Source organism: Microvirga sp. jy35 (genome assembly GCF_056148915.1).
Map to the genome: position 1 here is coordinate 35921 of NZ_JBWBEW010000021.1, position 25756 is coordinate 61676.

Genomic DNA, 25756 nt, shown 5'->3' on the forward strand with positions numbered 1-25756 from the left:
CGTGGTTGTCGCTTCGACCGGAACAGCGCCCGTTGCGCTTGTGCAAGCTAGTGGAACAGCCCTGAGGGGAATGTTCCGCAAAACGAGATTCCTGATGCCCTTCGTTGCGCTCGTCGCAATCTGGTGGGCAGTCAAAATTACCTTCGACCTCTCCGACCGCGTCTTAGTATCTCCGGCGCAGGTCGCAGTCGCGATGTGGACGCTCTTCTCACGGGGCATTCTAGCTGATTACGCCGCTTCAAGTCTCTACTTGATCGGGATAGGAGTGCTCGTCTCGGCTGTGATGGGCATTCCGCTGGGCTTTGCAATCGGGTCCAACAAGTATATGGCCCGATCGCTCGGTCTGTTTCTGCGGTTCTTTCAAGGCGTGTCAGGCATTTCCTGGCTTCCTCTGGCTGTCATTTGGTTTGGGTTCACCGACACTACCGTCCTGGTGATCGTTGTTTACACGCTGGTCGTCCCGGTGATCTTCAACACGATGCTCGGGGTCAGGGCGATCCCGAAGGACTATGCGCTGGCGCTGCGCTCGCTCGGGGCAAGCCGCATGCAGATCGTCAAGGACGTCTATCTCCCAGGAGCACTGCCGAGCATCGTTGTCGGGCTCCGGCTCGGGATGGGATATGGCTGGCGCGCTCTGATAGCGGCGGAGATGCTCGTCCGGCAGGGTGGGCTGGGGGACCTGATTTTTGGTGCCCGGACCTTCGGCCAGATCGACCGTATCATCAGTGGCATGATCGTGATCGGCGTCCTCTATATCGTCGTGGACCGCCTAATCATTCAGCCAATCGAGAACCTCACCTTCGCACGCTGGGGAGTTCTGAGGCGATGAAAGACAACATCGATACTACTTCCCGCTCGCTGTCGGTCGAAAGGGTCGTCTGGCAACTCCTTCCGGCGGCACCCTTTCTCGTCCTACTCTTCGCCTGGTCAGCGTACTGGCTGTACGCCCGCCCGGCGGAGGGGACGCTGCCGCCGGCATGGTCGGTAGCCGAGACCCTCTGGGGTCTTGCCGCTAGCGGTGAGCTTTGGGGGCACGTGACAGCTAGTCTTGGACGCCTGCTCCTGGGGACCGCTGTCGGGGTAATCACCGGTGTCATTGGGGGCTTCCTCGCCGGTCTCAATCGGAACATTTCCGAATTTGTCAGCCCACTGGTGATCTTCTTCAACGCGATCTCCGGAATCGTCTGGTTGCCCCTGGTAATCGGCTGGCTTGGAATCGGCACGGCGCTTGTAGTCTTCCTGATATGGAACACGGTGTTCTTCCTCGTATTCCAGAACACGGTCCTCGGCGTTCAGTTGGTCCCGACCGTTCTCGAGCAGGGTGTCCGAACTCTCGGCGCGGGCCGCATGCACACAGTGCTCACGGTTACGCTTCCAGGGGCGCTTCCATACATTCTCTCGGGCATCCGTTCAGGTCTCGGATTCGGCTGGCGTGCTCTGATCGCCGCAGAACTTGTGGGGGCATCTACCGGCCTCGGGCACATGATCTTCCGGGCAGCCGAGTTCCACCGCGCTGATATCATCATCGGAGGATGTGTGGTGATCGGCTCCATCGGCCTTCTAATGGATCGGTATCTGCTAGTGCCAATCGAGCGCCGCACGATCGAGCGGTGGGGCCTGGTAACTACAACGAAGGGAATTTGACATGAGCGTGTCAGCGACCGCCACACCTCAGGCATCGATGAGGCGCAAGCTTCCAAAGGCCGAAATCACGAGGCTGCTCCTAGGCGTTTTGATTGTGCTCGGCATCCTCTATGGGCAGCATGTCTTTGGAATAATAACTCGAAGCTCTAGGATCGACCCTGCTATCCAACGGGACGGTATGGTGGACATTATAGCCGTACTCAACTTTGAGCCTGAGCGGTTTCACAATGAACGTCTCGCAACCTATGGAATGTTCAGCGGACGCGACGGTTCAGTAAGCCGCATTCGTCTGCGGCAGGTCTCGCAGGAGCGCTTGCAGGCCCTCGCGAGCCTCCCTTGGATTGATCACCTGGAACCGCTGCGGTGAGCGGAGTAGGGACGGGCCGTCGCGCACTGGCGATGTCGGTCGTCGCTCAGACGCTCACCATCTTGCCCGTCTTCCTTGTCGGAAGTCTCTCGACGCTAATGAGCGCCGACCTTCTCATGAGCCCATTTGATCTAGGCCTAGCAGTCGCGGTCTTCTACACCCTGTCGGCTGTAGGCTCGGCTGGTCTCGGACGTGCCTCTGACTCGATGGGCGCATGGACCGCCACGAGGGCGGGCCTGATAGCCACTGTCGCGGCACTCGCCGGAATTGCCGCGCTGATTTCTAGCGCCAGCGGGCTCATAGGCCTCCTCGCGCTTGCCGGGCTTGCCAATGGCTGGGTCCAGCCTTCCACGAATCTAGCCGTCTCCCGAAACGTCAGCGGAAGCCGGCAGGGCTTTGCATTCGGAGTGAAGCAGTCCTCAATCCCAATCGCCACGATGGCCGGCGGGATCGCGGTGCCGGCTATCGGTCTGACCCTAGGCTGGCGTTGGGCGTTCGGCTTTGCCGCCCTAATCTCTCTCACCGCTCTCCTCAACCTTCCGAAGGATGAGACCACGACCGCGCGCCCGCGCACGTCGGGAAGACTCGGGATCTCGCGCGGAACGCTGATGGTACTTGCCGCAATGTCGGGTTGTGGAGCCGGCAGCGCCAACGCGATGGCCGCATTCCTAGTGTCCTCGATCATAGCCTCCGGACATCCGGAGGCTATGGCCGGCATCATGCTAGCCATAGGCAGCCTCGTCTCCATTATCGCCAGGGTTGCGCTCGGTGCGGCGGCCGACGTGGGACGGATTCCCCTACTGAGGTCAGTCGCCGTCCTCTTCATGGGAGGAGCTGTGGCCTACGCTTGTCTCGCTGTCGGCTCCGGGTGGATCCCAATTCTCATTGGCACCGTGTTCGCCTTCGGCATGGGGTGGGGCTGGTCCGGCTTATCAATCTTGGCGATCGTCAGAGCCAGTCCGGGAGCCGCTGGCGCCGCGACAGGTATCACACAGGCCGGCGTGTTCGCCGGTGCCGTATTCGGTCCACTCTCGTTCGGCTGGATCGTACAGCACGGATCCTATGCGGCGGCATGGTTAGCCATGGCTGCGGTCGCGGCCGCGGCGGCCGCTCTCGCTGTTCTTGGACATAGGCTTCTCGGACAGCCCAGTGAGGTTCTGACAAGGGTCGGACCGGCACGAGAGGAGAACGCATGACAACGATCGATGCGCACCAGCATTTCTGGCGTCTCGGACAGCGGAACCATCGGTGGCCAGAAGCAGCCCGACCTGTTCTGGAACAGGACTTCACGCCTGAGGATCTTTGGCGAGAGATGGATCGCGCGGAGGTCGACGGTACGATCCTGATGCAGTCTCTGAACGATCTCGATGAGACGGCCGAATTACTAGAACTGGCTGCAGGGATGGGCAGGATCGTCGGGGTGATCGGATGGGTTCCCCTGACTGGCCCAGATGCGACGGCGCGCTCCCTCGATGCCCTGCATCTGAGCGATAGCCTTGTCGGCGTGCGGCACCTAATCAACTTTGAGCCGGATCCGCGATGGCTGCTGTCCCCGAATGTACAAGAATCGATTGATGTAATCGCCTCTAGGGGGCTGGTCTTTGACTCCGTTCCGAACGACCCCGTCCGCCTCGAAGCCGTCTTGGCGACGGCGGAGCGCAGACCCGGGATGCGTGTCGTGATCGATCATCTCGGCCGCCCTCCGGTTGCCGCGGCAGGATGGGAACCTTGGGCTTCGCAGATCTCCCGCGCCGCCGAGCTGCCCAATGTCAGCATCAAGCTTTCCGTAGGGTTAGATGTCGCTCTTGGCTGGACTTGGTCGACTGATGACCTGCGACGGTATGCTGACCACACACTTGACTGCTTTGGACCTGAACGGGTGATGGCCGCGAGCAACTGGCCGGTTTCGACTCTCGCCGGCAACTACAGTGCGATCTGGGAAGGTATCCGCATCCTGGTTTCCGGTCTGACGCCCCCTGAGAGGGAAATGGTGCTCGGGGGAACCGCGCGGCAGGTGTTCGGCCTTGCAGATGCGGGCCGGTCCGTTCTCGCCGAAGCGGGTGAGAGCAGATGAGCTTGTTCGATCTCAGTGGGCGCGTAGCCGTCGTAACTGGAGGTGGGCGCGGACTGGGCCAGGCGATGGCGCTTGGCCTCGCTAGCGCGCAAGCTAAAGTCGTCGTCGCGGGACGTGGGGGCACCGAACTCCACGAGACTGTCGCAAGAATCGAGGAGGCCGGCGGACGCGCGTCCGCAATCTCCATCGATCTTTTGGACCCAGCAGGCGCCGATCACCTCATCGAGCAAGCTGTCACCCGGCATGGAAAGGTCGACGTGATGCTGCATGCTGCCGGATCCCAGGTTCGTAAGCCAGCAGTCGACATTGCCGTGGAGGAGTGGACACAAGTCACCGACATCCACCTCAAGGCCGCTTTCCTGCTGGCGCGAGCGACAGCGCGGCACCTCATTGGACGGGGCGCACCTGGCAAGGTGATCTTCGTCGGATCACTGAATTCGCATATTGGGATTCGCAACGTCTCCGCCTATGCCGCCTCGAAGAGCGGGGTATCCGGCCTTGCTCGGGTGCTCGCCAACGAATGGGCTCCGGACGGCATCTGCGTCAATACGATAGTGCCTGGCTACTACCGCACTCTCCTGACGGAAGACCTATTTGCCGACCCGGTCAAACACGACTGGGTGATGTCCCGCATCCCTATGCGGCGCCTGGGGGAACCCTCCGACCTTGCCGGCGCAGCGATCTTCTTCGCGTCGGCGGCGTCTGACTATGTCACCGGGGCGGAGATTAGAGTCGACGGTGGATGGCTGGCGACATGAATGGGCACGAGATGCCCTCGGAAGCAGGAAACCAATTCAACCGACCCTGTGGGGTCAACTAAAAAAGAAGGAGTAAGACAATGTTCCGTCACATGGCTATCCTGAAGTTCAAGGCCGATGCCGACCCAGCCGCGATCCAGCGCTACTTCGAGAACTTTCCGAAACTCGCCGAAAGTCTGCCCGTCATTAGATCCTGGTATCTCGGCCGCAATGAGGGATCGGGCGGAGAGTCCCACGTGAAGCGCCACGGGCACAAGCCGAACTACGATGTAGGCCTCGTCCTCGAGTTCGACGATCAGACGGGCTACCGCGATTACGCTGAGTCGCCCGAACACCAGTCCTTCTTTGAGGAGTTCTGTACGCCGATCTTCGCCGAACGTGTGGTGGTTCAGTTCCACCCCAAGTGAGTGGTTTAGCGGGGCTCGTTCGGCGAGCCCCGCTAAGTTTCAACGGCGGAAATCCCAATGGTGACTTCAATCGAAAAGGAGGTCAGCGCTGAGCTGCGCAACCTTCTGGGACCGCGCGGGGTCCTGGTCGGCGCAGACATCCCTGAGCGCTACACGCGCGATTGGAGCGGTGATTTTTCCTGCGTACCCCTCGCGGTGCTGCGGCCGGCAAACACGGCCGAGGTGGCTGAGGCACTGCGTCTCTGCCGAAGGGCTGGCCTTCGGGTGGTGCCTCAGGGCGGCCATACCGGCCTAGTGGGTGGCGGCACACCTGATGGACCAGACCAGATCGTGCTTAGCCTTGAACGGCTGAACCGTATCCGGGGCATTGATCCCCTCGGAATGACGATTACGGTGGATGCCGGCTGCATCCTACAGGATATCAAGGATGCGGCGCACGAGCAGGGCTGCCTGTTTCCGCTGACGCTCGGGGCGCAAGGAAGCTGCCAAATCGGGGGAAATATCGCGACGAATGCGGGCGGGCTGAACGTGCTCCGGTATGGAATGACCCGGAGATCCGTTCTTGGTCTGGAAGTCGTCTTACCCGACGGGGAGCTTCTCTCGGATCTCCGGCCGCTTCACAAGAACAACACCGGCCTTGACCTAAAGCAACTTTTCATCGGCAGCGAGGGAACACTCGGAATCATCACGGCAGCGACTCTGAAACTTTATCCACGCCCTCGCCATGTGGAAACAGTCTGGATCGCGTGCGAGAGCGTAGCGGCCGTTATGGAGGTCTACGCGCTTTTCCAGCGCGAGGCCGGCGAGATGCTCTCCGCCTTCGAGTTGATCACCGCACCCTGTCTCGAGCTTGCCTTCGATTTTGACCCGGGAGCCTCACTGTTGCGGCACCTAGCCGGATATCCTGCCCACGCCCTGGTGGAGTTGTCCTCCAGTGGAGGGCCGCCTCTCAAGGACTGGGTAGAGAACCTGACTGGGTCAGCCTTCGAGAAAGAACTCGCCGTCGACGGGGTGATCGCGCAGAGCGAGGCGCACGCCCAGCAGTTCTGGCGGGTCCGAGAGATGATGGTAGAGGCGCAGCAGAAGAGAGGGCTGCATCTGCGATCCGACGTCTCTGTTCCCATCTCCTCAATTGCCGCGTTCATCGACGCCGTCGCCGATGCGCTCTGTGCGGACCTGCCTGGTCTCCTTGTCCTGAGCTACGGGCATGTGGGGGACGGAAACGTCCACGTGAACGCACTTCCCCCGCACGGAATGGATGCTGCCGGTTTTCGGCCCTGGTTAGGGCCCCTAACCAGTCGCCTGAACGATGTTGTTGACACTTTCGAGGGTAGCATCAGCGCTGAACATGGAATCGGGCTCTCGAAACGTGCGGCACTCGACGCTCGGCTGAATGATGTCGAGAGAGACGTTATGAGGACTATGAAGCGGCTGTTCGACCCAATGCAGATGCTTTCCCCGGGCCGCGTGGTTATTCCATAGCGCAGTCAGTTGGCGTGGCTGATTGTTTCACCGCCTGCGTGATGGCTTTGTTTGGTTTTGCTGTCAGGGCCAGCCGATTGGGACCGTTTCATCGTCTGCAGAACCACGAGTAGTAACTTTTGGCCAGAATTGCTGTTACGGCCCATGTTGGGGCAAGTCGAGCCGCCGAGCAAAATAAATTAATCTCACCAATAACTTAGTAGAGATTAATGGCGGAGAGGGGGATGATAGAAGCCTTAAAATGACCTGATGGCCATGTAGGCAGCCCGCTAGATAAACCTGCAGCCTGAGATCAATAAGGGTTTCGCTCGATCATCCAATTTGGACTGCCATGGCGCGTCCATGAAATGCAATACCAACCATGGCTGAATGAACCAGCACGCAAGAGCGTTCAGAGCTACTATTCAAGCCAAAGACTAGGGAAACGCTGTTGTATCTCGCGCTTGGCTTTGCGGGATTCGATAATGAGGCTGCGAAAGGCGCGTAGAGCGTTAGCAAGAATCATAGCTGGTTCTTTGATCAAGGTTTGATGACGTACCAAAGGTTATGGTTCGTAGCGCCTGCAAAAGGGGATAGGCCTCTGAGAAGAGGCGCCCAATGCAAGCTTGATAGGTTTATGCATTTATTTGGTGCGCTGCAGTATATAGGTCAGCACACGTGACCTATGCTCTTGGTGCATGGAGAGGGCACATAGCTAGCTTGACCCAAAGAGTTGCAGCGGCGAGCGCCAGCATCCCTAGGAGGACTAGAGCCTTGCCTCTCGTCCGAGATAGCTGAACCGTAAGGCGTCGCGGATAGAGTAAGCTCTCTTGAATGCAGTTAGCGCCGCCCTCTGCCTACCCTGTCCGCGATCTTTTCCAGGGCGTCAAAAAGATGGATCCGGTTAAACGCGCTCCAAAACCGAGAAGTGAAGCCATTGACCAAAAACGCACGGACGACATGGAATGCCGTCACAAGCCCGACGGATAAATGAAGGGTTTGCGCCGTGATGGCCATCTCAGCGAGACCACCGGGAGAGGCTCCCAACGCAGCACTGGCGAGGTCCAAGCCGGTAACGATCGAAAGTAGCACGGCGTAGCCGAACAAGCATGCGGCAAGAACAAGAACAAACAGGGCGCTTGTGGCGAAGAGGCGCGGCAGACGAACGACGATCTCGCGCCTGAAGCGTGCACCGATGGAAATCCCAATCAAAAATTGCCCGAACCAGTAGAGTGGAGGCGGGATCTTGCCAATGAGCAGCCCCGTGGCGGCTGTGGCACCGGCGCCGACGAGAGCGCCTATCATCCATGGATTGTTGAGCCGCAAAAGCCGGGCCACGCCGACGCCCGCGATCCCCAGAGCCAGGGCGGTGAACGTGTGAAAGGCACTCAGCGACTGCTGGAGAGCAGTGTCGAGCGCGGTGCCGTGGATGTCGAGGCTTACGATCAAAGGCGGGAGAAAGCACACGAGCAGCGCAACGCGCAGCGCCTGCGACACGGCAATCGGTTCGCTCTGGGCGCCGGCGGCCGCCCCGAGGTTCGCCATCTCGGACAAGCCGCCCGGCATCATGGCGTAGAATGCGGTCTTGCGGTCGAGCCCACCCATCCTGGCGAAGGGCACCGAAACGATTGCAGCGAGAAAGATCGCAATGATGGCCGTGGCCACCATTATGGGAAGCCAAAGGCTGATCGTCACGAGGACCGGTGCAGTCACATTGAGGCCGATGCTGGTGCCAATGGTGACCTGGCCAAAGCGTCGCCAGGCAACAGGGGTAAAGGTCGGTAGGCCGGCAATGGCAGCCAGTGCCGTCGCCAGCAGCGGGCCAAGGATCCAGGCGAGGGGAACCTGGGCAACATGAGCCGCCGCGCCCGCAGCCGCCGCCAGAGCGTAGCCAATGAACGCTCCAGCGGGCGGCACGCTGACGAGCGCTCTCTTGAGGAACGCTCGTGCCCTTGTCGTCCTCACGAGGTGGCGCGGCTGAGGGAAGGCGCTGTCGACAGAAGCTCGACGAGGCGGGTCGCGCTGTCCAAGTGTTCCATCCGAAGAACCGCCTCGACGAGTTCACTCTGCTGGCTCTCTGGCAGGACATGCCGCGTCAGCTTCCGGAACTTCGACACGATATCGGCTTCCGAGGCAAAGGACTGCTCGCTGCCCCGCGGCGCCTCACGGGTTTCCCGCTCGACGCTGCCGTCGCGCAGATGCACTTCGACATGAACCTTGTGGCGGAACTTGGAGCCGAGCGCCGTGATCTCGGGGTCGTGACGTACCTCGACACGCTGGGACAGGGCGATCCGTTCGGGATTGGTCACGCAGGCTTCATCGAACTGCTCCACGAACACATCCCCTTCGAGGAGCAGGGTCGCGACGCAGAACGGCAGGTTGAGCTGCGCTGACGTAAGGCCTTCGGGCCGGTACGGCCAGCCCACATGATCGGCGGTGACCTGCGAGCCGTAGACCACGATACGGTCGAGGTCGTCGAGGCTGAACGGGCGCCGCTCCTGAATGGCCCGGATCGCATCGAGGGTGGTGTGATTACTGCCCACGCAGGAATAGAATTTGAGCGAGATGCGCATCGTCTCGAATCGGTCACCGAGATCCTTATCCAGCTCCTCGAGCTTGAAGCGGTCCTGCGAGCGCGAGAAGGTCGTGCAGAAGCCGCCGTAAGGGGCCTCGAAGACGTCCACGATTCCGGTGAAGCCATTGCGCGCCAACAGGGCCCCGTAGAGGCCGCTTTGCGAGGAGCGCCCCGCGTGCATGCGTTTCACCATGGCGCCGTATTGCGCCGCCATGAGGCCGGCGGCCTGAGTGCCCGCGATGCCGATGGCATGAACGGTTTGCTCGTCGGACAGCCGCAACGCCCGGGCAGCGCCGGCGGCCGCGGAGAAGACCCCGACCGTGGCTCCGGAATGCCAGCCTTGTCCGATATGTTCCTGCCCCATGCAGATGCCGACCCGGGGGCCGATCTCGTAGCCCGCCACTGCGGCCGCCACGAAATCGCGGCCGGTGAGGTTGGACTTGGGGCCGATAGTCGCCAGCAGGGCGGGCAGGGTCACGGCACCAACATGCAAGACGCCCTGGCGGTGGACGTCGTCGAGCTCGAAGCCCTGGATTTGGGTGCCGTTCACGAGAGCTGCGTGCGGGGCAGACAGGCTCTCGGCCGTTCCCCAGACGGGAACCGTGCGTGTCGCGTCCGTCTCTGCCAAAGTCGCCCGCAAGATCCGTGTCCAGGGGAGATCGGCGCCATAAAGGCCGCAGCCGAGCGAATCGAGAATGAGAAGCTTGATCCGCTCCCGCACCTCGTGGGGAATCTGGTCATAGGTCAGCGATGAGACGAATGTAGCAATGGCACGGGTGTGCCGATTGTCCGATGCATGAGCAGCCATCGGGCGTGTCCTTCCTCGTTCGGGCGTGGTTGTCTGGTTAGGTCGGCAGGACCGTCTGTGCGATCTGTGCGTCCAGCTTCTCGTAGTCGAAATAGCCGATGCGGTCGTAGAGCTCGGCCCGTGTCATCATATCGGGCAGGGCTTCGGCGGCGCTGCCGCGGGCCGAGAGCGAGCCGTAGAAGCGCTCCATGGCCCGCGCGGCGATCCGGAGGGCCGAGACCGGGTAAATGACCAATTCGTAGCCTAGCGTCTCCCACTCCGAGAGCGGGATCTGGGGGGTACGTCCGAACTCCGTCATATTGGCGAGCAGGGGAGCACGTACCTCGGCGCGCACGCGCCGGATATCCTCGATGGTGGTGAGCGCTTCCACGAAGATGATGTCGGCCCCTGCCTCCACATACCTGTTGGCGCGGCTGATGGCTTCGTCGAGTGAAACGGACGCAGCGTCCGTGCGGGCGCAGATGGCCATCCTGTCCGCGGCGCGACGGGCGGCAGAAACCTTGCGGCACATGTCGTCGGCGGAGATGAGACGCTTGTCGTTGAGATGCCCGCACTTCTTCGGAAAATGTTGATCCTCGATCTGGATACAGGCAACGCCGACAGACTCGAGTTCTCGGATCGCGCGCATGACGTTCAGCGCTTCGCCGAAGCCCGTATCGCAATCGACGATCACCGGCAATCCAGAGGCCCGCACCACCGTGCGCGCCGCGCGCCAGACGTCGTCCAGGGTAAGCAGCCCAAGATCCGGCAGCGCCATTGAGGCCGAAAGAGCAGCCCCGGAAAGATACAGCGCCTTGAAGCCGGCCTGGGCGGCAAGGGCGGCGGATATCCCGTCCCAGGCCCCGGCCACGGCGACGGATCCTTGTTGGGACCCGAGCGCCCTCAGGTCCAGACTCGGGCGTCCTGCTGCATCTGCTCCGTCAAGCCATTTCGCTGTCATAGTTACCTCGATTTGAGCCGGTTGTTCTTGCTAGCGTTTGTTTGCATCGCCGACAAAAGGTTGTCCCTCGATGCACGAATGTGCTGGGCCATGAGCAGAGAAGCGAAGTCTGCATTGCCGGCCACGATTGCTTCAGCGATCCAACGATGCTCTTGAAGCGCCCGGTGACCGCGCCCGGGGCTGGAACCGTGCTGATTGCGCAGGAGCGAGAACATATCGCGAAGCTCGTCGCCACAGATCCGCCAGATCACGGCGTTCCGGGCTCCCTTCAAGATCAGCAGGTGAAAGTCCCAGTCGGAGCCGCCGCGCGGATAGCTGGTGGAACTGGCCTCCGTCATCCTGGCATCATGCTCGTCGAGGGTAGCAATGAGGGTTTCGCGCTCATCGTCCGTCATGTGGTGCGCCGCGAGACCCGCCGCCCGCGCCTCGAGCGCTTCGCGAACCTCGTACAGCTGCGCGACGTCACCGATGTCTAGGGAGACGACCCTGGCGCCGGCATTCGGCTCGTAGATGGCTAGTCCGGAGGAGGTCAGGCGCCGGATGGCCTCGCGAACGGGGCCGCGGCTGATGCCGAGATGCTGGGAGATTTCGAGCTCGTTAAGTCTACTCCCGGGCCCCAAGACCCCGTCGGCCAGCTGCGTTCGGATGTAGGCGTAGGCCCGGTCGGCAAGAAGTCCGCCATCCTTGGAGAGGACGCCTTTCTCCCCAAGATTGATGACACCATTTGACCGATTGTCGACAATAGCCATGAGAAAAAGTCCTGGTCTCAGGTCATTAGGCACTATTTTGCAAGTAATGACCACTTGTAAGTGCCAGATTGCCCCGAAGGATGATTCATATCGACCATAATCGAGATTTTTGGTGTAGACAATCCAGAAAACAGGTGTCTACAATTGGTGAAACTCAGGGGTGCTGCTGGGTTATGGAGGGATTCGTGAGGCTGTCCGGGTTCTTGGCTTCAGGACCTTGCCGTCACGCGATCCGCAGAGGTTGGTCGGATGTTGTTGGTTCAACTCGCAGAGCTTGCATTGCAGATCCGGATCGACAGGGTTCCGGACGAGGCGGTCCGCACGGCTCAAGAGGCGATTCTCGATACCGTCGGCGTCACCCTGGCCGGATCCCGGACCGATTGCGTCGCGGCGGTTCGTGCTGCCGTCGCAGAGATGTCCAGCGGGCCGTCAACACTCTTCGGCGACAGGGCCCGTGCCTCGGCCCTTGATGCGGCGATGATCAACGGCACGGCTTCGCATGCCCTCGATTTCGATGATTGCAGCAACACGATGGGCGGGCACCCTTCGGCGCCGATCCTCCCCGCCCTGTGGGCTCTGGCCGAGCGGCAGGGTAGTTCGGGCCAGGACCTGCTCGAGGCCTATGTCACAGGCTTCGAAGTGGAAACGAAGCTGGGTCGTGCGGTGAATTTCCACCATTACGAAAAGGGCTGGCACCCGACCTCGACCCTCGGCACCTTCGGTGCCGCGGCCGCCTGCGGGCGTTTGTTGCGGCTCGATGCGGAGCACCTGGCCCGGGCCCTCGCCATCGCCGCATCCATGGCGTCGGGCATCAAGGCCAATTTCGGCACCATGACAAAGCCGTTTCATGTTGGGCACTGCGCTCGCAGCGGATTGGTGGCCGCGCTTCTGGCCCGCGAGGGTCTGACGGCGAATGCGGGGGCGCTGGAGGACCCGCAGGGCTTCTTCAATGTCTACAATGGTCCTGGCACTTTCGATGCCGATCGTCTTCTGGCCGATTTTGCTGAACCCCTTGACCTCATCGAGCCTGGGGTCGCGTTCAAGCGGCATCCCTGCTGCGCGAGCACTCACCCTGCGCTCGACGCGCTTCTCAAGATCATGAGCGAGAACCGCATCGCGGCGCAGGATGTTGCGGCGATCCGCTCGTGGACTCATCCACGCCGGTTGCGGCACACAAACCGTCCTGATCCAAAGTCCGGTCTCGATGGAAAGTTCAGCGTTCAATACGTGCTGGCCCGGGCTGCTCTCGAAGGGGCAGTGCGCCTCGACCATTTCAGCGACGCGGCCGTGCACGATTCCCAGGTGCGAGCGTTCATGAGCCGTATCGAGGCGCAGCCCCATCCCGACGCCATTATGGAGACGAGCGAGCATTTCTTCGCGCAGGTGCGCGTCACGACCAGGGACGGCTCCGTGTTCGAAGCCTATGTGGATAGGCCGCTCGGTCGCGACAGGAAGCATCCTCTTCCGCTCGGCGCTCTCGAAACAAAGTTCCGGGACTGTGCGAACCTCGTCCTGGTGCCTGCGGCGACGGACGCCATTGCCGATGCCATCCTTGATCTCAGATCGGTCGGCGATGTGCGGCCTATCGGCGTCTTGATGCGCGACGGACTTCGCCAGGACGAGCGCCAGAAAACCATTGTGGGATGAGCGCCGAACATCGCCGCGCGAAACAAAGATTTCAGGAGAGGACATGACTCAGCAGGAAGCCATCAACACCGAAGATTTGCTCCGGTCGCGCTATGATGTCGTCGTGGTCGGCGGCGGCAACGCAGCGCTCTGCGCAGCGATCTCCGCGCATGAAAACGGTGCTCGGGTGCTGGTGCTCGAAGCGGCTCCGTACGAGGAGCGGGGTGGCAATTCGCACTACACGGGCGGCGCCTTCCGCTTCGCCTATCGGGGTGTCGAGGATCTCATGCAGATTGCACCCGGCATGTCGAAAGAGGAACTCGAGAATGTCGACTTCGGCTCCTATTCCGAGGAGCAGTTCCTCGAGGACATGTTCGAGCTCACCGGATATCGCACTGATCCGGAGCTTTGCGAGCTCCTCGTGCGTTCGAGCTTCGAAACGGCAAAATGGATCGCGTCGCAAGGCGTGAAGCTGCAGCCCGGCCTGGGCAGGCAGGCCTACAAGGTCGACGGCAAGTTCAAGTTCTGGGGCGGCCTTGCTCTGCACATCTGGGGCGGGGGTGAGGAACTGCTCAAGGCGCTTTATGCCAATGCCGCGCGGCGCGGGATCTCGATGGCCTATGAAACGCCAGCCCTCGATCTTCTCCAGGAGGACGGCCGTGTGGTGGGCGTCAGGGCCCGTTCGCAGGGCCGTCCCATCGAGATCCGGGCCGGTGCCGTCATCCTGGCCTGTGGGGGGTTCGAGTCGAACCCCGAGATGCGCGCGCGCTACCTGGGGCCCGGCTGGGACGCCGCCAAAGTGCGCGGCACCCGCTTCAATATGGGCGAAGGTCTGATGATGGCGTTACGCGCCGGCGCGCGTCCCCACGGCAACTGGTCGGGCTGCCATTCGGTGGCGTGGGATGTAAATGCCCCGCCCTTCGGTGATCTCACGATCGGTGATCAGTTCCAGAAGCACAATTATCCCTTCGGCATCGTCGTGAATGCACGCGGCGAGCGGTTTATCGACGAGGGCGCGAACTTCCACAGCCACACCTACGCCAAGTACGGCGGGGAGATCATGAAGCAGCCCGGCATGTATGCCTGGCAGGTCTTCGACGACAAGGTCACGCACCTTCTGCGCAGCGAGTACCGCATCCGGCGCGTCACAAAGGCCGAGGCACAGACGCTCGAGGAACTGGCGGGCAAGCTCACGGGGGTCGATCCTGATGCGTTCCTGCGCACCGTTCACGCCTTCAATGCCGCCTGCCGCACCGACATCCCCTTCAATCCAAACGTTCGCGACGGACGCTCCACGGAAGGACTGGGGATCAACAAGACGAACTGGGCCAATCCGCTCGATAAGCCGCCCTTCCATGCCTACCATGTGACGACGGGCGTCACCTTCACCTTCGGCGGGCTGAAGGTGACGGAGAATGCCGAGGTCGAAGGTCTGTATGGCGGGACGGTGCCGGGTCTCTATGCGGCGGGCGAGATGGTCGGGGGACTGTTCTACCAGAACTACGCCAGCGGCACTGGGCTCATGTCGGGCGCCACCTTCGGGCGGTTTGCCGGGGCACACGCGGCTCAGCACGCGGCGGGTGGAGCACTGAAACAGGCCAGCTGACAACAGCCATGAACCGGGCCAACCGGTCGGACGAGAGGTGCCGAGAGACTGTCGGAGCAGACAGCGCGGCGCGAAACACAGGAGAGGAAATAACCATGCAAAACCAAAAGAGCCTTCGATTGGGAGCGCTGCTCGGAGCCATTGCTGCGCTCGGAACCGTGACGCTGGCGGCACCGGCGGCCTCCGCCCAGGACTTTGCCGGCAAGCGCATTACGATGATCATTCCGTACCAGGAGGGAAGCGGGTCGACCATTCACGGCCGCCTGTTTGCGATGGCCCTGGAAAAGACCCTGCCGGGCCAGCCTACGATCGTCATCCGCAACATCGACGGGGGTGGATCGGTCCGCGGCATCAACCAATTTCACAAGGATGCCAAGCCTGACGGGTTGACGATCGCGGCGATTGCGACAGGAACCTTCTTCCAGTACATCCTGAAAGACAAAGCGGTTGCCTATCCGCTGCCGGAGTTCAAGCCGTTCCTAACCTCTCCCTTCGGGCTCCTCGCTTATGCGCGAAACGACTTGGGCCTGGGCAAGGATCCGGTTGAGAACATCAAGAAACTGATTGCTAATCCGCCGGTATATGGCGGCTCCGGCCCGACCTCGTCCGACCTTCCGGCTCTCCTGAGTTTCGACCTTCTCGGCATCAAGCAGAAAGGCGTCTATGGCCTCAGCAATGCGGAATCCCGGGCCGGATTCGAACGGGGCGAGTTCAATTTGAAGTATGACAACGCCGCGTCTTGGAACGAGGAAGTGAAGCCCCTCGTCGATGACGGTGTTGCAACTCCGATCTTCACCTTCGGCTTTGAGCAGGAGGACGGTAAGATCGTGCGCGATCCCATGCTGCCGGACGTGCCGACCTTCCTGGAACTCTACGAAAAGATCCATGGCAAGCCGCTCTCAGGCATCGAGTACGAAGTCTGGAAGGCTTTGTTCAATGTGCGCGTGATGGGTTCAAAAATGCTCGTCCTGCCCCAGGGAACGCCGAAGGAGATCGTTGATGTCTATACGAAGGCCACCGAGGCTGCCCTGAAGACGGATGTGCTTCAGAGCCCCCAGGCAAAGCTCGTGTTGAGCGTCTACCCGCAAAGCACGGGCGCTGCCTCCGAAGCGATCTTCAAGGGCGGGCTGAGCATGACGGAAGAGCAGCAGAAGTGGCTCAGAGAGTGGCTGCGCACCCGTCACAGCATCACTGTGAACTAAACAGCGAACTTTAGGAGCCGGCCGCGCCTTTCGATAGAGGCCGGCTCCTTTGCCCGCGACAGCTCAAGCGTCCTGATCGCCGGACGCTGTGTGAATCTGGCTGCTGCCCTTCAGCTCGACTTTGGACACCGCGAATGGATTTCTCTGTCCTTCAGCATGCCGGACCTGCCCTGGTTCAACTCCTGACCGGCCCGCACCTGCTTTTTCTGCTGCTGGGTGTTGGTCTTGGGATGATCGTCGGCATTCTTCCCGGAATCGGCGGACTGTCCGGGATGGCGTTGATCCTGCCGTTCATCTTCGGCATGGATCCAGGCCCGGCACTGGCCATGATGGTCGGACTGACCTCGGTTACGGCCACATCGGATACCTTCAGCTCGGTGCTGATCGGTGTACCGGGAGGCGCGGGCACCGCAGCCACCGTGCTCGACGGATTTCCTATGACGCAGCGGGGCGAGGGCGCCCGTGCGCTCAGCGCGGCCTTTGCGGCGTCTTTGGTGGGCGGCCTCATCGGCGCTTTTGTCCTCACCTTCGCGTTCGTCGCCGCTCGCCCGATCCTCCTGGCCATCGGCTTTGGCGAGCAGCTGATGCTGGTGATTCTCTCCTTGACCCTCGTTGGCATGTTGACGGGCGCCAATGTCGTGAAGGGGCTGGCCTCGTGCGCACTGGGGTTGCTGATCGGCACCATCGGATCATCCCAGGCAACCGCTGAGTACCGGTTCACCTTCGATACAATCTATCTTTCCGATGGAGTGCCGCTTGTCATCATTGCCCTTGGGGCATTCGCTCTGCCCGAGATTGTTGACGTTCTGCGCCAGCACCATGCCATCGCCCAGAAGGAACTCGTTGGATCCGGCTGGCTTACTGGGATCAGGGATGTCCTGAGGAACTTCGGCCTCGTTGTTCGCTGTTCCGCGTTGGGGGCCCTTACCGGCATCTTGCCTGGTCTCGGCGGCGGCGTCGTTGGCTGGATCTCGTACGGCCACACCGTGCAATCCTCGCGCGACCGCAGTCAGTTCGGCAAGGGCGACGTGCGCGGGGTCATCGGGCCTGAGTCCGCCAACAACGCTAAGGATGGCGCGGACCTGATACCGACCTTGTTCTTCGGGATTCCGGGGTCGGGCACGATGGCGCTGTTTCTGGGGGGGCTCGTCGTCATTGGTGTCACCCCAGGCCGGACGATGGTGACGAACCAGGCCGACCTGATCTACCTCATCATCTGGTCCCTTGCACTGGCCAACGTGCTCGCCACCGGCGTCAGCATGGCCTTGGCCCGCCCGATTGCGTCACTCACGGCGATCAAGTTCACACTCATCGCTCCGTTTATCATCGTTATGGTCTTCATGTCTGCTTACCAGGCGAAGACGGACTGGGGCGATCTGATCGCCCTGCTGGTTGTCGGCGTGGTCGGCATGTACATGAGGCGGTTCGGGTGGTCGCGGGCGGCACTGCTGATTGGTCTGGTGTTGTCCCAGCGCCTCGAGTCCTCGCTCTACCGAACCGTCCAGATCTACGGCCTCGACATCTTTCTGCGACCGATCGCTATCGTCATTCTCATTCTGGCCGTGATCTCGATCGGCTTCGCGATCCGCACCAAATCGCGCACGTCGAGCGAGGACCGCGAGATCTCCATTGCATCCAGAAAGAACATCTGGCCGCAGGTGGCCTTCGTGGCGCTTCTTCTGGGTTTCGTGATCGCCATCGCCATCGATGCAAGCCAGCTGAAGTTCCTCGCGAGCGTCTTCCCCCTGAGCGTCGCTGCCATCGCGGCGGCCCTTCTCACGATCACGGCCGTCAGGATGGTGCGGAGAAGCAAGGCGCCCGGTCTGCTGTTCGATGCCGATGCCGAACTCGCAGCCAGTGAGACCGGAGCCAATGCGACGTTCTATCTTGTTGGCCTTCTGGCCGCATTGCCAGCGCTGGCGGCTATTGTAGGGTTCTACCTTGCCGCCCCTATTTACGTGTTCTTCTTCCTGCGCATCCTGGCTCAGGCCTCGATACGCTTCAGCCTGGCGCTCGCCCTCGGCCTTGCGGTCTTTCTCGCCATCATCAATCTGGTGCTGGAAGCCCAGTTTGCCCCCGGGCTCCTCCAGCAGTTCATCTCACTGCCACGGCCTTTCGGCTCATGACCCTGTTTGACCGCGATTACCTTCGATGACGCTCCTTCTCGATAACCATGAGCTGGCCTCCCTGATCTCCCCAGCGGAGTTCGTCGATGCCTTGGACAAGGCCTATCGGGCGTTCGCACACGGGGCGGGGATATGCCCACCTCGGATTGACGTGCAATCGGGTGCGGCGGGGATTGATGGCAATTACCAACTCGGGCTCGCCGTCGGCATGTCGGGCGACTACGCTGCCCTCCGGATCAAGTCGGACGTTGTATTCCAGCAGCTCGTCGAGGGGCGCTCCCGCAAGAATAAGTATTGCGTGGAGCCGGGAACTTACATGGGCCTCGTTCTGCTCTTTGATCGAAGCAATGGCGCGCTTCTCGCCATCATGCATGACGGCTTGCTGCAAAAGATGCGCGTTGGCGCGGATTCCGCGCTCGGCGTACGGTACATGGCGAGGGAGGATGCTAGCGCTTTGGGCATTCTCGGCGCAGGCGGCATGGCCCGCGCGCATGTCGCGGCCATCGCCAGAGTCCGCCCGATCTCCCATGTGAAGGTTTTTAGCCCGACGCAGACGAACCGCGAGGCATTCGCGCGGGAGATCGCCGACACGTACGGACTGGACGCATGTGCCGTGGACGATCCGAAAGCAGTCTTCGCCGAGGCTGACATCGTGTCGTCCTGCGCCAGCGCGATCGGGCCGGTAATTTTCGGCCGGGATCTTGAACCGGGCATGCATCTGACCTGCATCGGGGGAACCCTTGATACGGAAGCCAGCGCAAGGGTGGACATCGCGCTCCGGTTTGGCCTTGCTCCAGCTCCAGCGGAAGCGCCGGAATTCCGGATCGAGGACGAGTGCCTGACCTTTGCTGAGGCTGGTGTGAAGGCTTCCCATGGCGGTACTCGCCGCTACGCGGATGTCCCCCCGGAGCGCCGCATCAGCTTCGCTGATCTCCTCGCAGACCCGTCGCGAGGGCGGACGGCACCTGAGCAGATCACATTCTCCGAACGCGGGAACATTCATGGCGTTCAGTTCTCCGCCGTAGCGGGGCTGCTCTATGAGCGTGCGCAGGCGGCGCAGGTCGGGCGCCACCTGCCTTCCGAGATGTTTCTGCAGTCAGTAAGAAATTGAAAGGCCATTCCGATGAAGAAGAGCATCCGCGCGCTCCTACGGGAGCACCCGATTCTGGTGTCTCCCGGCGTGTACGATGGCTACAGTGCACGGCTCGCGGAGCGAGCGGGCTTCTCCCTTCTGTCGACAACAGGCGCTGGCCTCGTGAATTCGAGGCTGGGGCTGCCAGACGTCGGCATCTTCTCATTCAGGGACAATGTCGAAGCGTGCCGTGCCATTGTCAGCGCGACAACATTGCCCGTCTCGGCAGACGCCGAGACCGGATATGGTAACGCCGCGACGGTCCACTACGTTGTTAAGGCTTTCGAGGAGGCGGGGGTCTCTGCAATCAGCATCGAAGATCAGCTTGCCCCTAAGCGCTGCGGACATGTGGCCGGCAAGGAAGTGATCTCCACCGAGGAGATGGTTGGAAAGATCAGGTCGGCCGTTGCAGCCCGCTCAAGCGACGACTTCATGATCATCGCCCGGACGGATGCCATTGCCGTTGAGGGGATCGATGGGGCCGTCGAGCGTGCGAAGGCGTATGAAGCTGCAGGCGCAGATGCGATCTTTCCTGATGCTGTCCGTGGACAGGACGATATCGAAAAGATCATCGGTGCGGTGACGATTCCCGTGCGCATCAACATGGGTTTCGGTATTCGCACCCGCTCGACCACGCCACTAATGTCGATCCAATCCCTGAGGGCGCTTGGCGTTCGCTGGGTTAGCCTCTCGCGCATGCTTCCAGCTGCCGCAATCCACGGCATGCAGCAGGCGCTGGAGGTCATGCGGCAAGCCATGGAGCAGGAGGCGATCGTGGAGAGGCCCGATCTCGTGGCCGACATGAGCACGATCACCGACCTGATGGGCTATGCGGAGTACCTGGAGATCGAGCGCCGGTATCTGCCGGAAGCACAGATCGGGCGGAAGTATCAGAAGGACGGGGCTCACTGATGGGCGCCGATGCACCTGCGCAGCAGCCATCCGCTGCTGAAATCCTAGCGACCTACGTGGCTGGCATTCGGCCGGCGGACCTAACGCCCCCTGTAACACGGGTGGCGAGGCTCTGCCTGATCGATGCGGTTGCCTGCGCGATCCATGGCAGCCGCCTGCCGTGGTCGCGGGTGCTCGCAGATTATGTCGAGTCCGTAGCAGGCGAGGGGCCTTGCAGCCTCCCCGCCGCGCTGGGCAGGGGACTGCCCGCGCCCCAGGCCGCTCTCTGCCTGGGTGCCTTCGCACATGCCTTTGAACTCGATTGCCTGCGCAAGCCCGGCGCGGGCGTTCATCCGGGCGCGACGGTTGCGCTTCCGGCCCTGATGGTTGGGCAGAGCCTCGGCAGCTCTGGTCGCGAGGTGTTGGCTGCCATTGTTGCCGGCTCCGAGGTGATGTTCCGCATCGGGAATGCCACCCTTCATACACCCGAGAGCTTGGGATTCCACGCCCCGGGAATCACCGGCCCGTTCGGGGCGGCGGCGGCGGCGGGGCGACTTCTGGGGCTCAGCGCTGGTCAGCTTGCCCATGCGTTCGGCCTCGCGGGCTCCTTTGCCGGCGGTCTTCTGAGCTTCGCCAAGGCGGGCAAAGGTGGCATGGTGAAACGGCTTCACCTGGGGCGTGCCGCGGAAGCCGGCGTTATGGCGGCTCTCTTAGCCCGCAACGGCTTTGAAGCGCCGAAGCCCATTTTGGAGGGGCGCTTCGGGGTGCTCGACGCCTTCTGTGAGCATTCGGATGCGACCCTCCTGACAAAAGGTCTGGGCGAGGACTATGAAATCGAGCGCCTGTGCATCAAGCGCTATGCCTGCCACGTCACGGCGCAGGCGCCGGTCCAACTGCTTCGCGAGGTGATGACCGAGTACGGCCTCGAGGGCGATGCCATCGAGGGGTTGACTCTGAAAGTATCGGACAAGGTCCTGTCTCATCACTCCGAACCGCGCCCTGCAGACCTGATGCTGGCACAGTACTCAGTACCGTTCTCGGTTGCCACAGCCGCCTACCGCGACCCCGAAGACCCGGCCTCCTTCTCGGACGAGATTCTTCAAGACAAGGCGATTCTTAGTCTGTCCGAGCGGATTGAGCTCAGGGCCGGGCGGCCTAAAGGCTGGGGTGTAGGACTTGCACTCCGCCTTCGCGATCGTCGCGAGATTTCGAGGGAGGCCGACAGCTTCCTTGGATGCCCAGACCATCCATTCTCCGACGCCGACATCGAGCGCAAGTTCACCCGTCTGACGGCGCAGGAGGACGCATCGCGTATGAAAGCTCTATTGGCAGCACTCAATAATTTTGAGGCCATCGCGGACTCTTCGGTTAGTCTTAGACAGGTAAGCGGCTGAGGCGACAATTGCGGCTTTTAGTGCGACGATCGCTGGTAGGGCCCATGCCGGGGCCAGCCGAATCGCCAAGTAAATTAACGAAGTACTATTAGTAGTTTAATCAAGATATATGGCGGAGAGGGGAGCCGTTAAGATACCGCCCCCGCAAGGGCTGCATACATGCTGTGAGCGGAAGTTTGCGCAAGTTACGGAATTTCTCAGTTTGACCCAGAGCTGACTCTAGCTGTTCCAACACAGTTCGTGTTTGCCACGGTTCCGCAATTTCAGTTCTGCGAATTCTCGGCCCACCTCGTGCGCCGTTTGAGCGGATTTCTTTACGCATTAGGGGTCCGCTGCGCCTCCACCACCTTCCCATCAGGTCTCGCGGCTTGGATGCGAAACCTGATGGGTGGCGTTCGGTTAGGCCGTGTAATCAATCGACGCCATATGGTCTTTGCCCATGCGGTCGCTGAAAACAGGGAACTTGGTCACAGACGTATCGATCTCCTGCACGTCGGCCGCGCTCAAGTGCACCCGGCTCGCTCCCAGGTTTTCGAGCAGGTGCGCCTCGCTGCACGTGCCGGGGATCGGGACGACGTTCGGGCTCTTCGCAAGCAGCCAGGCCAGGGCGATCTGCGAGGGCGTTGCGCCCTTCCCATGCACTCAGTCGAGCACCGCGCTCACAAAGGCCTGAATAACCGGGCCGAGAATTCGCATGTTCCGTTTCGAAAGCGGGAGAGAACGATGCAGGGCTTTCGGTCTGTGGAAGGCCTGCAGCAGTACGTCAGCGTGTTCTCCGCTGTGCGCAATCTCTTCGTTCCGCCCCGCATCCGACGCTCCGCCCTTGCCACCCATCTTCACCGCCTCACCGCCATGGCGGAATGGAAAGGCGCGGCCAACCTCGCTGCCTGAGCGGTTCAAGTCGCAAATTCTGCCTTGATCGTCCGGTTTTAGTTAAAGTGACATCGCCGATAAAGCAGCGGATGCTAGAGATTTAGTCTAGTTCTAAAATGTAGCAGTGCCGTGTCGCATCCACCCTCCGAACCGGATGAGCAACGCCGCAAGGTCGAAGCCGCTAATGCCCATCTCGCTCGCCATGAGAGGCTGAGCCAGATCGCTCTGCTCCTGGTTTCGCTCCTGTACACTGGTCGTTTGGTGCTGTTGATGACGCGTATCTGGGATACCCCGTAGGCGTCACAGGCTTTCCAATCTCATCGTATGAATGCGCTTATCGGAATTTGCTCACTGAGGAGTTCCTGGCCACACGGCACTTCCCAAGCCTCCGTGGTGGCCGTGTAAGGCCAGAGGTTTTATTGGCCTGCGCGGATTTGGGCTGGCGTTATGTGCTTGTAGCGTTTCATGGTGGTTGTCAGGTGACTCTGGCTTGAGAACCCGCAGAGGTGAGCGACCTCCGCGATCGGCACATCAGCCTGGAGCAGCAGGCGCTCCGCCTTGGATAGACGCAACTGAAGCACGTATTGGTGCGGCGGGAGCCCAAACGTCTTCGTAAAAGCGCCAGTGAAATGCCCAGGAGATAGGCCGCATTCGTCCGCAAGTTCGGCAGCCGATAGCTTGCGAGCAAAATTCGCACTCAGAAAGTCCCTGATCCGGTTCGTTAGATGAGGCGCGAGGCCACCGAGCGCCGGCTGAGAGGCTTTCCGAGCGCCACCGTAAGTACGCAGCAGATAGACGCCGAACACTGTGATCAGCGAGTCAACATAGAGTTCATTGGGAGCTATCCTGTCGGACAGTTCCGCTTTCAAAGTCTGAGCAAGGGTCAGCGCCTTGTGGTCCACTGTGCCGAGGTGGATTGGCTGCAGATCAATATACCCCTGGTTTAGCTCCTGCTCTGCAAGCTCCAACAGTTTGCCTGGCTCAAATCCGATGTGCATGTACTCTAAGGTTGAGGACCAACTCCATCGGCTCTCCACGTGAGCGGGGCTGATATCGACCCCTCCGACTGCCACATCGAAGGTTGTCGGCCTACTGCCGCCATAGCCAGCCGACACGCCGGGACATGGAGCAAGACCAACCGCCACGAAGTGGCTGCCACTCACAAAGGTTTCGGAGTTCGGAGCACGTATACAGTGTACTGCTCCACCCCTGAAGGTCGCATGTCGCGGCCCTGCATCCTGCGGGATGCCATCGAGGAGCTTCGGACCTTCGGCGTGGCTGTCACTTCCCGCGTTGAGTTGATTGAGGAGTTTAACTGGATGGCCCATTGCCGCCCCGCACCATCAGTTCCTCCTCCGCACTCTGATCCCAGAGTCAGCTATCTTAGGTGGCTGATCTCCTATGGGAGGAATATCCCAGCTTACCTTAGGAAACCAGACTCAACCTCCCGCAAAGCTCATCCTCATCTGTGACACATCCGCATAGCTGGAGAGTAGTTAAGTTCTGGAGAGAAGAACTCCTCCAGACCGTGTTCCATAAACGGCCTACCCGGAATTCTCGCCGTAAGCGATTGATCTGTATGATACTCAATGCACCCAAGGCTCCGAAAACCTCAAAATGGCTCGATGTAGACGGAATCCGAACTTCCGCTTGGGACAAATATATCCGACGTTTCTGCAGTGAGCGAACTTCACTGCCTGAGCCATAGCTGCCCTTAGCGAGTGCGGTTTTAGCCTGCCCCAGATGAAAGATGGGGGCTGGGAATGAGGTGCTAAGTAACGCCATAACATTAAATTCGGATCCAGACAGCATCGAAATTAAAAGAGTCTGCGTAGAGTTACTTAGTTTCAATAGTCAGATTGCACTCACCTTGACCTGTATAATCACAGGGCTGTGACGCGTTGGGTCATTTACATAAATTTTGGGTATCCTTACCTAAGGTCGGTAACCGCTACGAGGGGGCACTCAATAACTCGTGTTGTGAAATATCACTGCGCAGCAAATGCTGGTGGGACAGACGTAGGGCGTAATTCGGTATGGGGCACTCGGTCAAATACGAGCGGTGGCGCAGTCGCAGGGCTGTAGCGACGAAGCCTGCGGACGCGATGTTCAAGGTAATACCGCAGGTTGCCGGGCCGCGCATTGTGACGGCTCGGGGCAGTGTCGTGCATTCGATACGACCTCCCGATGAACAGACTTTCCGGACTGTCGAACACTGCGCCGCTGTGATGCTCACGCCGTCGCCACTGATGGAATCGGCGTTTGCGAGCGACCGAATGCACCGGTTTAATGCGCCGGCGGGGATGCTCGTGATAAGCCCGGCTGATGTTGAGAGCAGATCAGCGTGGCGATCAACGCGTGAGAACATCACGGTCGCCCTGCCACACCAGACCATGATGGAACTGGCTGAGCATGAGCTCGATCGAGGTGACCTTCGCCTTGAGCCTGTCCCTTTCGATACGGTCGATCAGAAGGCGTTGTCTTTCGCACAGATGCTCAAGGCGGAACTATCTCAAGGGGAGTCCGCTAACGAACTCTATGTAGATGCCCTGATGACGCTATTTGGCATCCATCTTCTTCGCACGTATGTAGGCTTTTCCAAGCCGCAGAGGCCCGCCAAGGGCTCGTTGCCATCGTACAAGGCCAAAAAGGTTCAGGAGTATCTGCATGCGAACTTTCGCGAGAAGGTGTCAGTTGCGGAGCTTGCTGCGGTTTGTGACCTCTCGCCCGGGCATTTCCTCCAGGCTTTTAGCCGCACTTTTGGGCATTCGCCTCATCAGTATCTGATCAACCTACGTCTTGCGGCTGCTGAGCGCTTGCTTGTCGAGGGTGATCTATCGATTGCTGCGGTTGCCTATGCCAGCGGCTTCTCGAGCCAGAGCCATCTCACCACCGCCATGCGCAAGTACAAGCACCTGACACCCGCTCAGGTGCGTGAAACTAAATAGAGCGCCATGCAGCCGAAGCAGGAGATGGGCCACCGCCCCTCAGGAATTCTCTCGTTCTGTTACTGTATCGCGGTACGTGGTTCGGCCTTGGAGTGCCAGACGAACGAGTCCGTAGGATTTTGAAAAAGGTCTGAGGATACTGAAAGACGACAGGACTACGTTCCGTGCAAACAGG

Annotated in this window: 21 protein-coding genes and 1 pseudogene; 16 read left to right on the forward strand and 6 right to left on the reverse strand. The window is 60.7% G+C overall.

All coding sequences use genetic code 11. The annotated features are described in order from the left end of the window. The first annotated feature begins 94 nt into the window (after nucleotides 1-94). From AC0QTX_RS16295 to AC0QTX_RS16325, 7 genes are all read left to right on the forward strand, one after another. Nucleotides 95-829 (forward strand): ABC transporter permease, encoded by a 735-nt coding sequence (locus tag AC0QTX_RS16295; RefSeq protein ID WP_474604864.1) that lies wholly within the window; start codon nucleotides 95-97, stop codon nucleotides 827-829. After that, nucleotides 826-1644, forward strand: a complete 819-nt coding sequence (locus AC0QTX_RS16300; protein WP_474604865.1) for an ABC transporter permease — start codon at nucleotides 826-828, stop codon at nucleotides 1642-1644. The genes AC0QTX_RS16295 and AC0QTX_RS16300 overlap by 4 nt, the downstream gene beginning before the upstream one ends. Nucleotides 1645-2043: 399 nt before the next feature. Further along, nucleotides 2044-3207, forward strand: coding sequence for an MFS transporter (locus AC0QTX_RS16305; RefSeq protein WP_474604866.1), 1164 nt, complete (start codon nucleotides 2044-2046; stop codon nucleotides 3205-3207). Continuing rightward, on the forward strand, nucleotides 3204-4085 hold the full coding sequence (locus tag AC0QTX_RS16310; protein WP_474604867.1) for an amidohydrolase family protein: 882 nt from the start codon (nucleotides 3204-3206) through the stop codon (nucleotides 4083-4085). The genes AC0QTX_RS16305 and AC0QTX_RS16310 overlap by 4 nt, the downstream gene beginning before the upstream one ends. Continuing rightward, nucleotides 4082-4843, forward strand: a complete 762-nt coding sequence (locus tag AC0QTX_RS16315) for an SDR family oxidoreductase (protein ID WP_474604868.1) — start codon at nucleotides 4082-4084, stop codon at nucleotides 4841-4843. Before AC0QTX_RS16310 ends, AC0QTX_RS16315 begins: the two co-directional genes overlap by 4 nt. An 80-nt stretch (nucleotides 4844-4923) precedes the next feature. Then, a complete protein-coding gene (locus AC0QTX_RS16320) occupies nucleotides 4924-5250 on the forward strand; it encodes a Dabb family protein (RefSeq protein ID WP_474604869.1) in 327 nt (108 codons plus the stop codon). Between the two features lie 57 nt (nucleotides 5251-5307). After that, complete coding sequence (locus tag AC0QTX_RS16325) at nucleotides 5308-6732, forward strand: FAD-binding oxidoreductase (protein ID WP_474604870.1); 1425 nt, start codon at nucleotides 5308-5310, stop codon at nucleotides 6730-6732. A gap of 819 nt (nucleotides 6733-7551) precedes the next feature. Here AC0QTX_RS16325 and AC0QTX_RS16330 read toward each other — a convergent pair. Genes AC0QTX_RS16330 through AC0QTX_RS16345 form a run of 4 tightly spaced genes read right to left on the reverse strand, consistent with a single transcriptional unit; the run spans nucleotide 7552 to nucleotide 11783 of the window. After that, on the reverse strand, nucleotides 7552-8628 hold the full coding sequence (locus AC0QTX_RS16330) for an AbrB family transcriptional regulator (RefSeq protein WP_474604871.1): 1077 nt from the start codon (nucleotides 8626-8628) through the stop codon (nucleotides 7552-7554). Nucleotides 8629-8672: 44 nt separating this feature from the next. After that, nucleotides 8673-10094, reverse strand: coding sequence for an MmgE/PrpD family protein (locus AC0QTX_RS16335; protein ID WP_474604872.1), 1422 nt, complete (start codon nucleotides 10092-10094; stop codon nucleotides 8673-8675). A gap of 37 nt (nucleotides 10095-10131) precedes the next feature. Continuing rightward, nucleotides 10132-11034, reverse strand: a complete 903-nt coding sequence (gene prpB / locus AC0QTX_RS16340; RefSeq protein WP_474604873.1) for a methylisocitrate lyase — start codon at nucleotides 11032-11034, stop codon at nucleotides 10132-10134. A 2-nt stretch (nucleotides 11035-11036) separates the two neighbouring features. Then, nucleotides 11037-11783, reverse strand: a complete 747-nt coding sequence (locus AC0QTX_RS16345) for a GntR family transcriptional regulator (RefSeq protein WP_474604874.1) — start codon at nucleotides 11781-11783, stop codon at nucleotides 11037-11039. A 249-nt stretch (nucleotides 11784-12032) separates the two neighbouring features. Between AC0QTX_RS16345 and AC0QTX_RS16350 the strand changes: the two genes are divergently transcribed. The 7 genes from AC0QTX_RS16350 (at nucleotide 12033) to AC0QTX_RS16380 (ending at nucleotide 21760) form a co-directional block, all read left to right on the forward strand. Then, the gene (locus AC0QTX_RS16350) at nucleotides 12033-13430 is read left to right on the forward strand and encodes an MmgE/PrpD family protein (protein ID WP_474604875.1); all 1398 of its coding nucleotides are present in this window, start codon (nucleotides 12033-12035) and stop codon (nucleotides 13428-13430) included. 43 nt (nucleotides 13431-13473) lie between these two features. Next, the gene (gene tcuA, locus AC0QTX_RS16355; protein WP_474604876.1) at nucleotides 13474-15015 is read left to right on the forward strand and encodes an FAD-dependent tricarballylate dehydrogenase TcuA; all 1542 of its coding nucleotides are present in this window, start codon (nucleotides 13474-13476) and stop codon (nucleotides 15013-15015) included. 95 nt (nucleotides 15016-15110) lie between these two features. After that, nucleotides 15111-16217 (forward strand): Bug family tripartite tricarboxylate transporter substrate binding protein, encoded by a 1107-nt coding sequence (locus AC0QTX_RS16360; RefSeq protein ID WP_203272285.1) that lies wholly within the window; start codon nucleotides 15111-15113, stop codon nucleotides 16215-16217. A 134-nt stretch (nucleotides 16218-16351) separates the two neighbouring features. Then, nucleotides 16352-18343, forward strand: a complete 1992-nt coding sequence (locus tag AC0QTX_RS16365; protein WP_474604877.1) for a tripartite tricarboxylate transporter permease — start codon at nucleotides 16352-16354, stop codon at nucleotides 18341-18343. A gap of 25 nt (nucleotides 18344-18368) precedes the next feature. Further along, nucleotides 18369-19454, forward strand: coding sequence for an ornithine cyclodeaminase family protein (locus tag AC0QTX_RS16370; RefSeq protein ID WP_474604878.1), 1086 nt, complete (start codon nucleotides 18369-18371; stop codon nucleotides 19452-19454). A 12-nt stretch (nucleotides 19455-19466) separates the two neighbouring features. Next, a complete protein-coding gene (locus AC0QTX_RS16375; protein WP_474604879.1) occupies nucleotides 19467-20387 on the forward strand; it encodes an isocitrate lyase/PEP mutase family protein in 921 nt (306 codons plus the stop codon). Beyond that, entirely contained in the window at nucleotides 20387-21760 is a 1374-nt protein-coding gene (locus AC0QTX_RS16380) for an MmgE/PrpD family protein (protein ID WP_474604880.1), read from the forward strand. The genes AC0QTX_RS16375 and AC0QTX_RS16380 overlap by 1 nt, the downstream gene beginning before the upstream one ends. A gap of 399 nt (nucleotides 21761-22159) precedes the next feature. On the opposite strand, the gene AC0QTX_RS16385 is transcribed toward AC0QTX_RS16380, so the two are convergent. After that, nucleotides 22160-22402 carry an aldo/keto reductase gene (locus AC0QTX_RS16385; protein WP_474604881.1) on the reverse strand — a complete coding sequence of 81 codons (243 nt, stop codon included), beginning with the start codon at nucleotides 22400-22402 and terminating at the stop codon, nucleotides 22160-22162. Between AC0QTX_RS16385 and AC0QTX_RS16390 the strand changes: the two are divergent. Beyond that, nucleotides 22397-22651, forward strand: a pseudogene (locus tag AC0QTX_RS16390) (DDE-type integrase/transposase/recombinase); the annotation flags it as partial. The gene AC0QTX_RS16385 and the pseudogene AC0QTX_RS16390 overlap by 6 nt on opposite strands. Before the next feature lie 398 nt (nucleotides 22652-23049). Here the strand turns inward: AC0QTX_RS16390 and AC0QTX_RS16395 are convergent. Beyond that, nucleotides 23050-23631, reverse strand: coding sequence for a helix-turn-helix domain-containing protein (locus AC0QTX_RS16395; protein ID WP_474604882.1), 582 nt, complete (start codon nucleotides 23629-23631; stop codon nucleotides 23050-23052). A 1107-nt stretch (nucleotides 23632-24738) separates the two neighbouring features. Between AC0QTX_RS16395 and AC0QTX_RS16400 the strand changes: the two genes are divergently transcribed. After that, nucleotides 24739-25581, forward strand: coding sequence for a helix-turn-helix domain-containing protein (locus AC0QTX_RS16400; protein ID WP_474604883.1), 843 nt, complete (start codon nucleotides 24739-24741; stop codon nucleotides 25579-25581). Nucleotides 25582-25756 lie beyond the last annotated feature (175 nt).

Excerpts from the sequence above, each read along its gene's own strand:
- AC0QTX_RS16295 (WP_474604864.1), top strand. The coding sequence starts at position 95 with ATGCCCTTCGTTGCGCTCGTCGCAATCTGGTGGGCAGTCAAAATTACC.
- AC0QTX_RS16300 (WP_474604865.1), top strand. The coding sequence starts at position 826 with ATGAAAGACAACATCGATACTACTTCCCGCTCGCTGTCGGTCGAAAGG.
- AC0QTX_RS16305 (WP_474604866.1), top strand. The coding sequence starts at position 2,044 with ATGTCGGTCGTCGCTCAGACGCTCACCATCTTGCCCGTCTTCCTTGTC.
- AC0QTX_RS16310 (WP_474604867.1), top strand. The coding sequence starts at position 3,204 with ATGACAACGATCGATGCGCACCAGCATTTCTGGCGTCTCGGACAGCGG.
- AC0QTX_RS16315 (WP_474604868.1), top strand. The coding sequence starts at position 4,082 with ATGAGCTTGTTCGATCTCAGTGGGCGCGTAGCCGTCGTAACTGGAGGT.
- AC0QTX_RS16320 (WP_474604869.1), top strand. The coding sequence starts at position 4,924 with ATGTTCCGTCACATGGCTATCCTGAAGTTCAAGGCCGATGCCGACCCA.
- AC0QTX_RS16325 (WP_474604870.1), top strand. The coding sequence starts at position 5,308 with ATGGTGACTTCAATCGAAAAGGAGGTCAGCGCTGAGCTGCGCAACCTT.
- AC0QTX_RS16335 (WP_474604872.1), bottom strand. The coding sequence starts at position 10,094 with ATGGCTGCTCATGCATCGGACAATCGGCACACCCGTGCCATTGCTACA.
- prpB (WP_474604873.1), bottom strand. The coding sequence starts at position 11,034 with ATGACAGCGAAATGGCTTGACGGAGCAGATGCAGCAGGACGCCCGAGT.
- AC0QTX_RS16345 (WP_474604874.1), bottom strand. The coding sequence starts at position 11,783 with ATGGCTATTGTCGACAATCGGTCAAATGGTGTCATCAATCTTGGGGAG.
- AC0QTX_RS16350 (WP_474604875.1), top strand. The coding sequence starts at position 12,033 with ATGTTGTTGGTTCAACTCGCAGAGCTTGCATTGCAGATCCGGATCGAC.
- tcuA (WP_474604876.1), top strand. The coding sequence starts at position 13,474 with ATGACTCAGCAGGAAGCCATCAACACCGAAGATTTGCTCCGGTCGCGC.
- AC0QTX_RS16360 (WP_203272285.1), top strand. The coding sequence starts at position 15,111 with ATGCAAAACCAAAAGAGCCTTCGATTGGGAGCGCTGCTCGGAGCCATT.
- AC0QTX_RS16365 (WP_474604877.1), top strand. The coding sequence starts at position 16,352 with ATGGATTTCTCTGTCCTTCAGCATGCCGGACCTGCCCTGGTTCAACTC.
- AC0QTX_RS16370 (WP_474604878.1), top strand. The coding sequence starts at position 18,369 with ATGACGCTCCTTCTCGATAACCATGAGCTGGCCTCCCTGATCTCCCCA.
- AC0QTX_RS16375 (WP_474604879.1), top strand. The coding sequence starts at position 19,467 with ATGAAGAAGAGCATCCGCGCGCTCCTACGGGAGCACCCGATTCTGGTG.
- AC0QTX_RS16380 (WP_474604880.1), top strand. The coding sequence starts at position 20,387 with ATGGGCGCCGATGCACCTGCGCAGCAGCCATCCGCTGCTGAAATCCTA.
- AC0QTX_RS16395 (WP_474604882.1), bottom strand. The coding sequence starts at position 23,631 with ATGCACATCGGATTTGAGCCAGGCAAACTGTTGGAGCTTGCAGAGCAG.
- AC0QTX_RS16400 (WP_474604883.1), top strand. The coding sequence starts at position 24,739 with ATGTTCAAGGTAATACCGCAGGTTGCCGGGCCGCGCATTGTGACGGCT.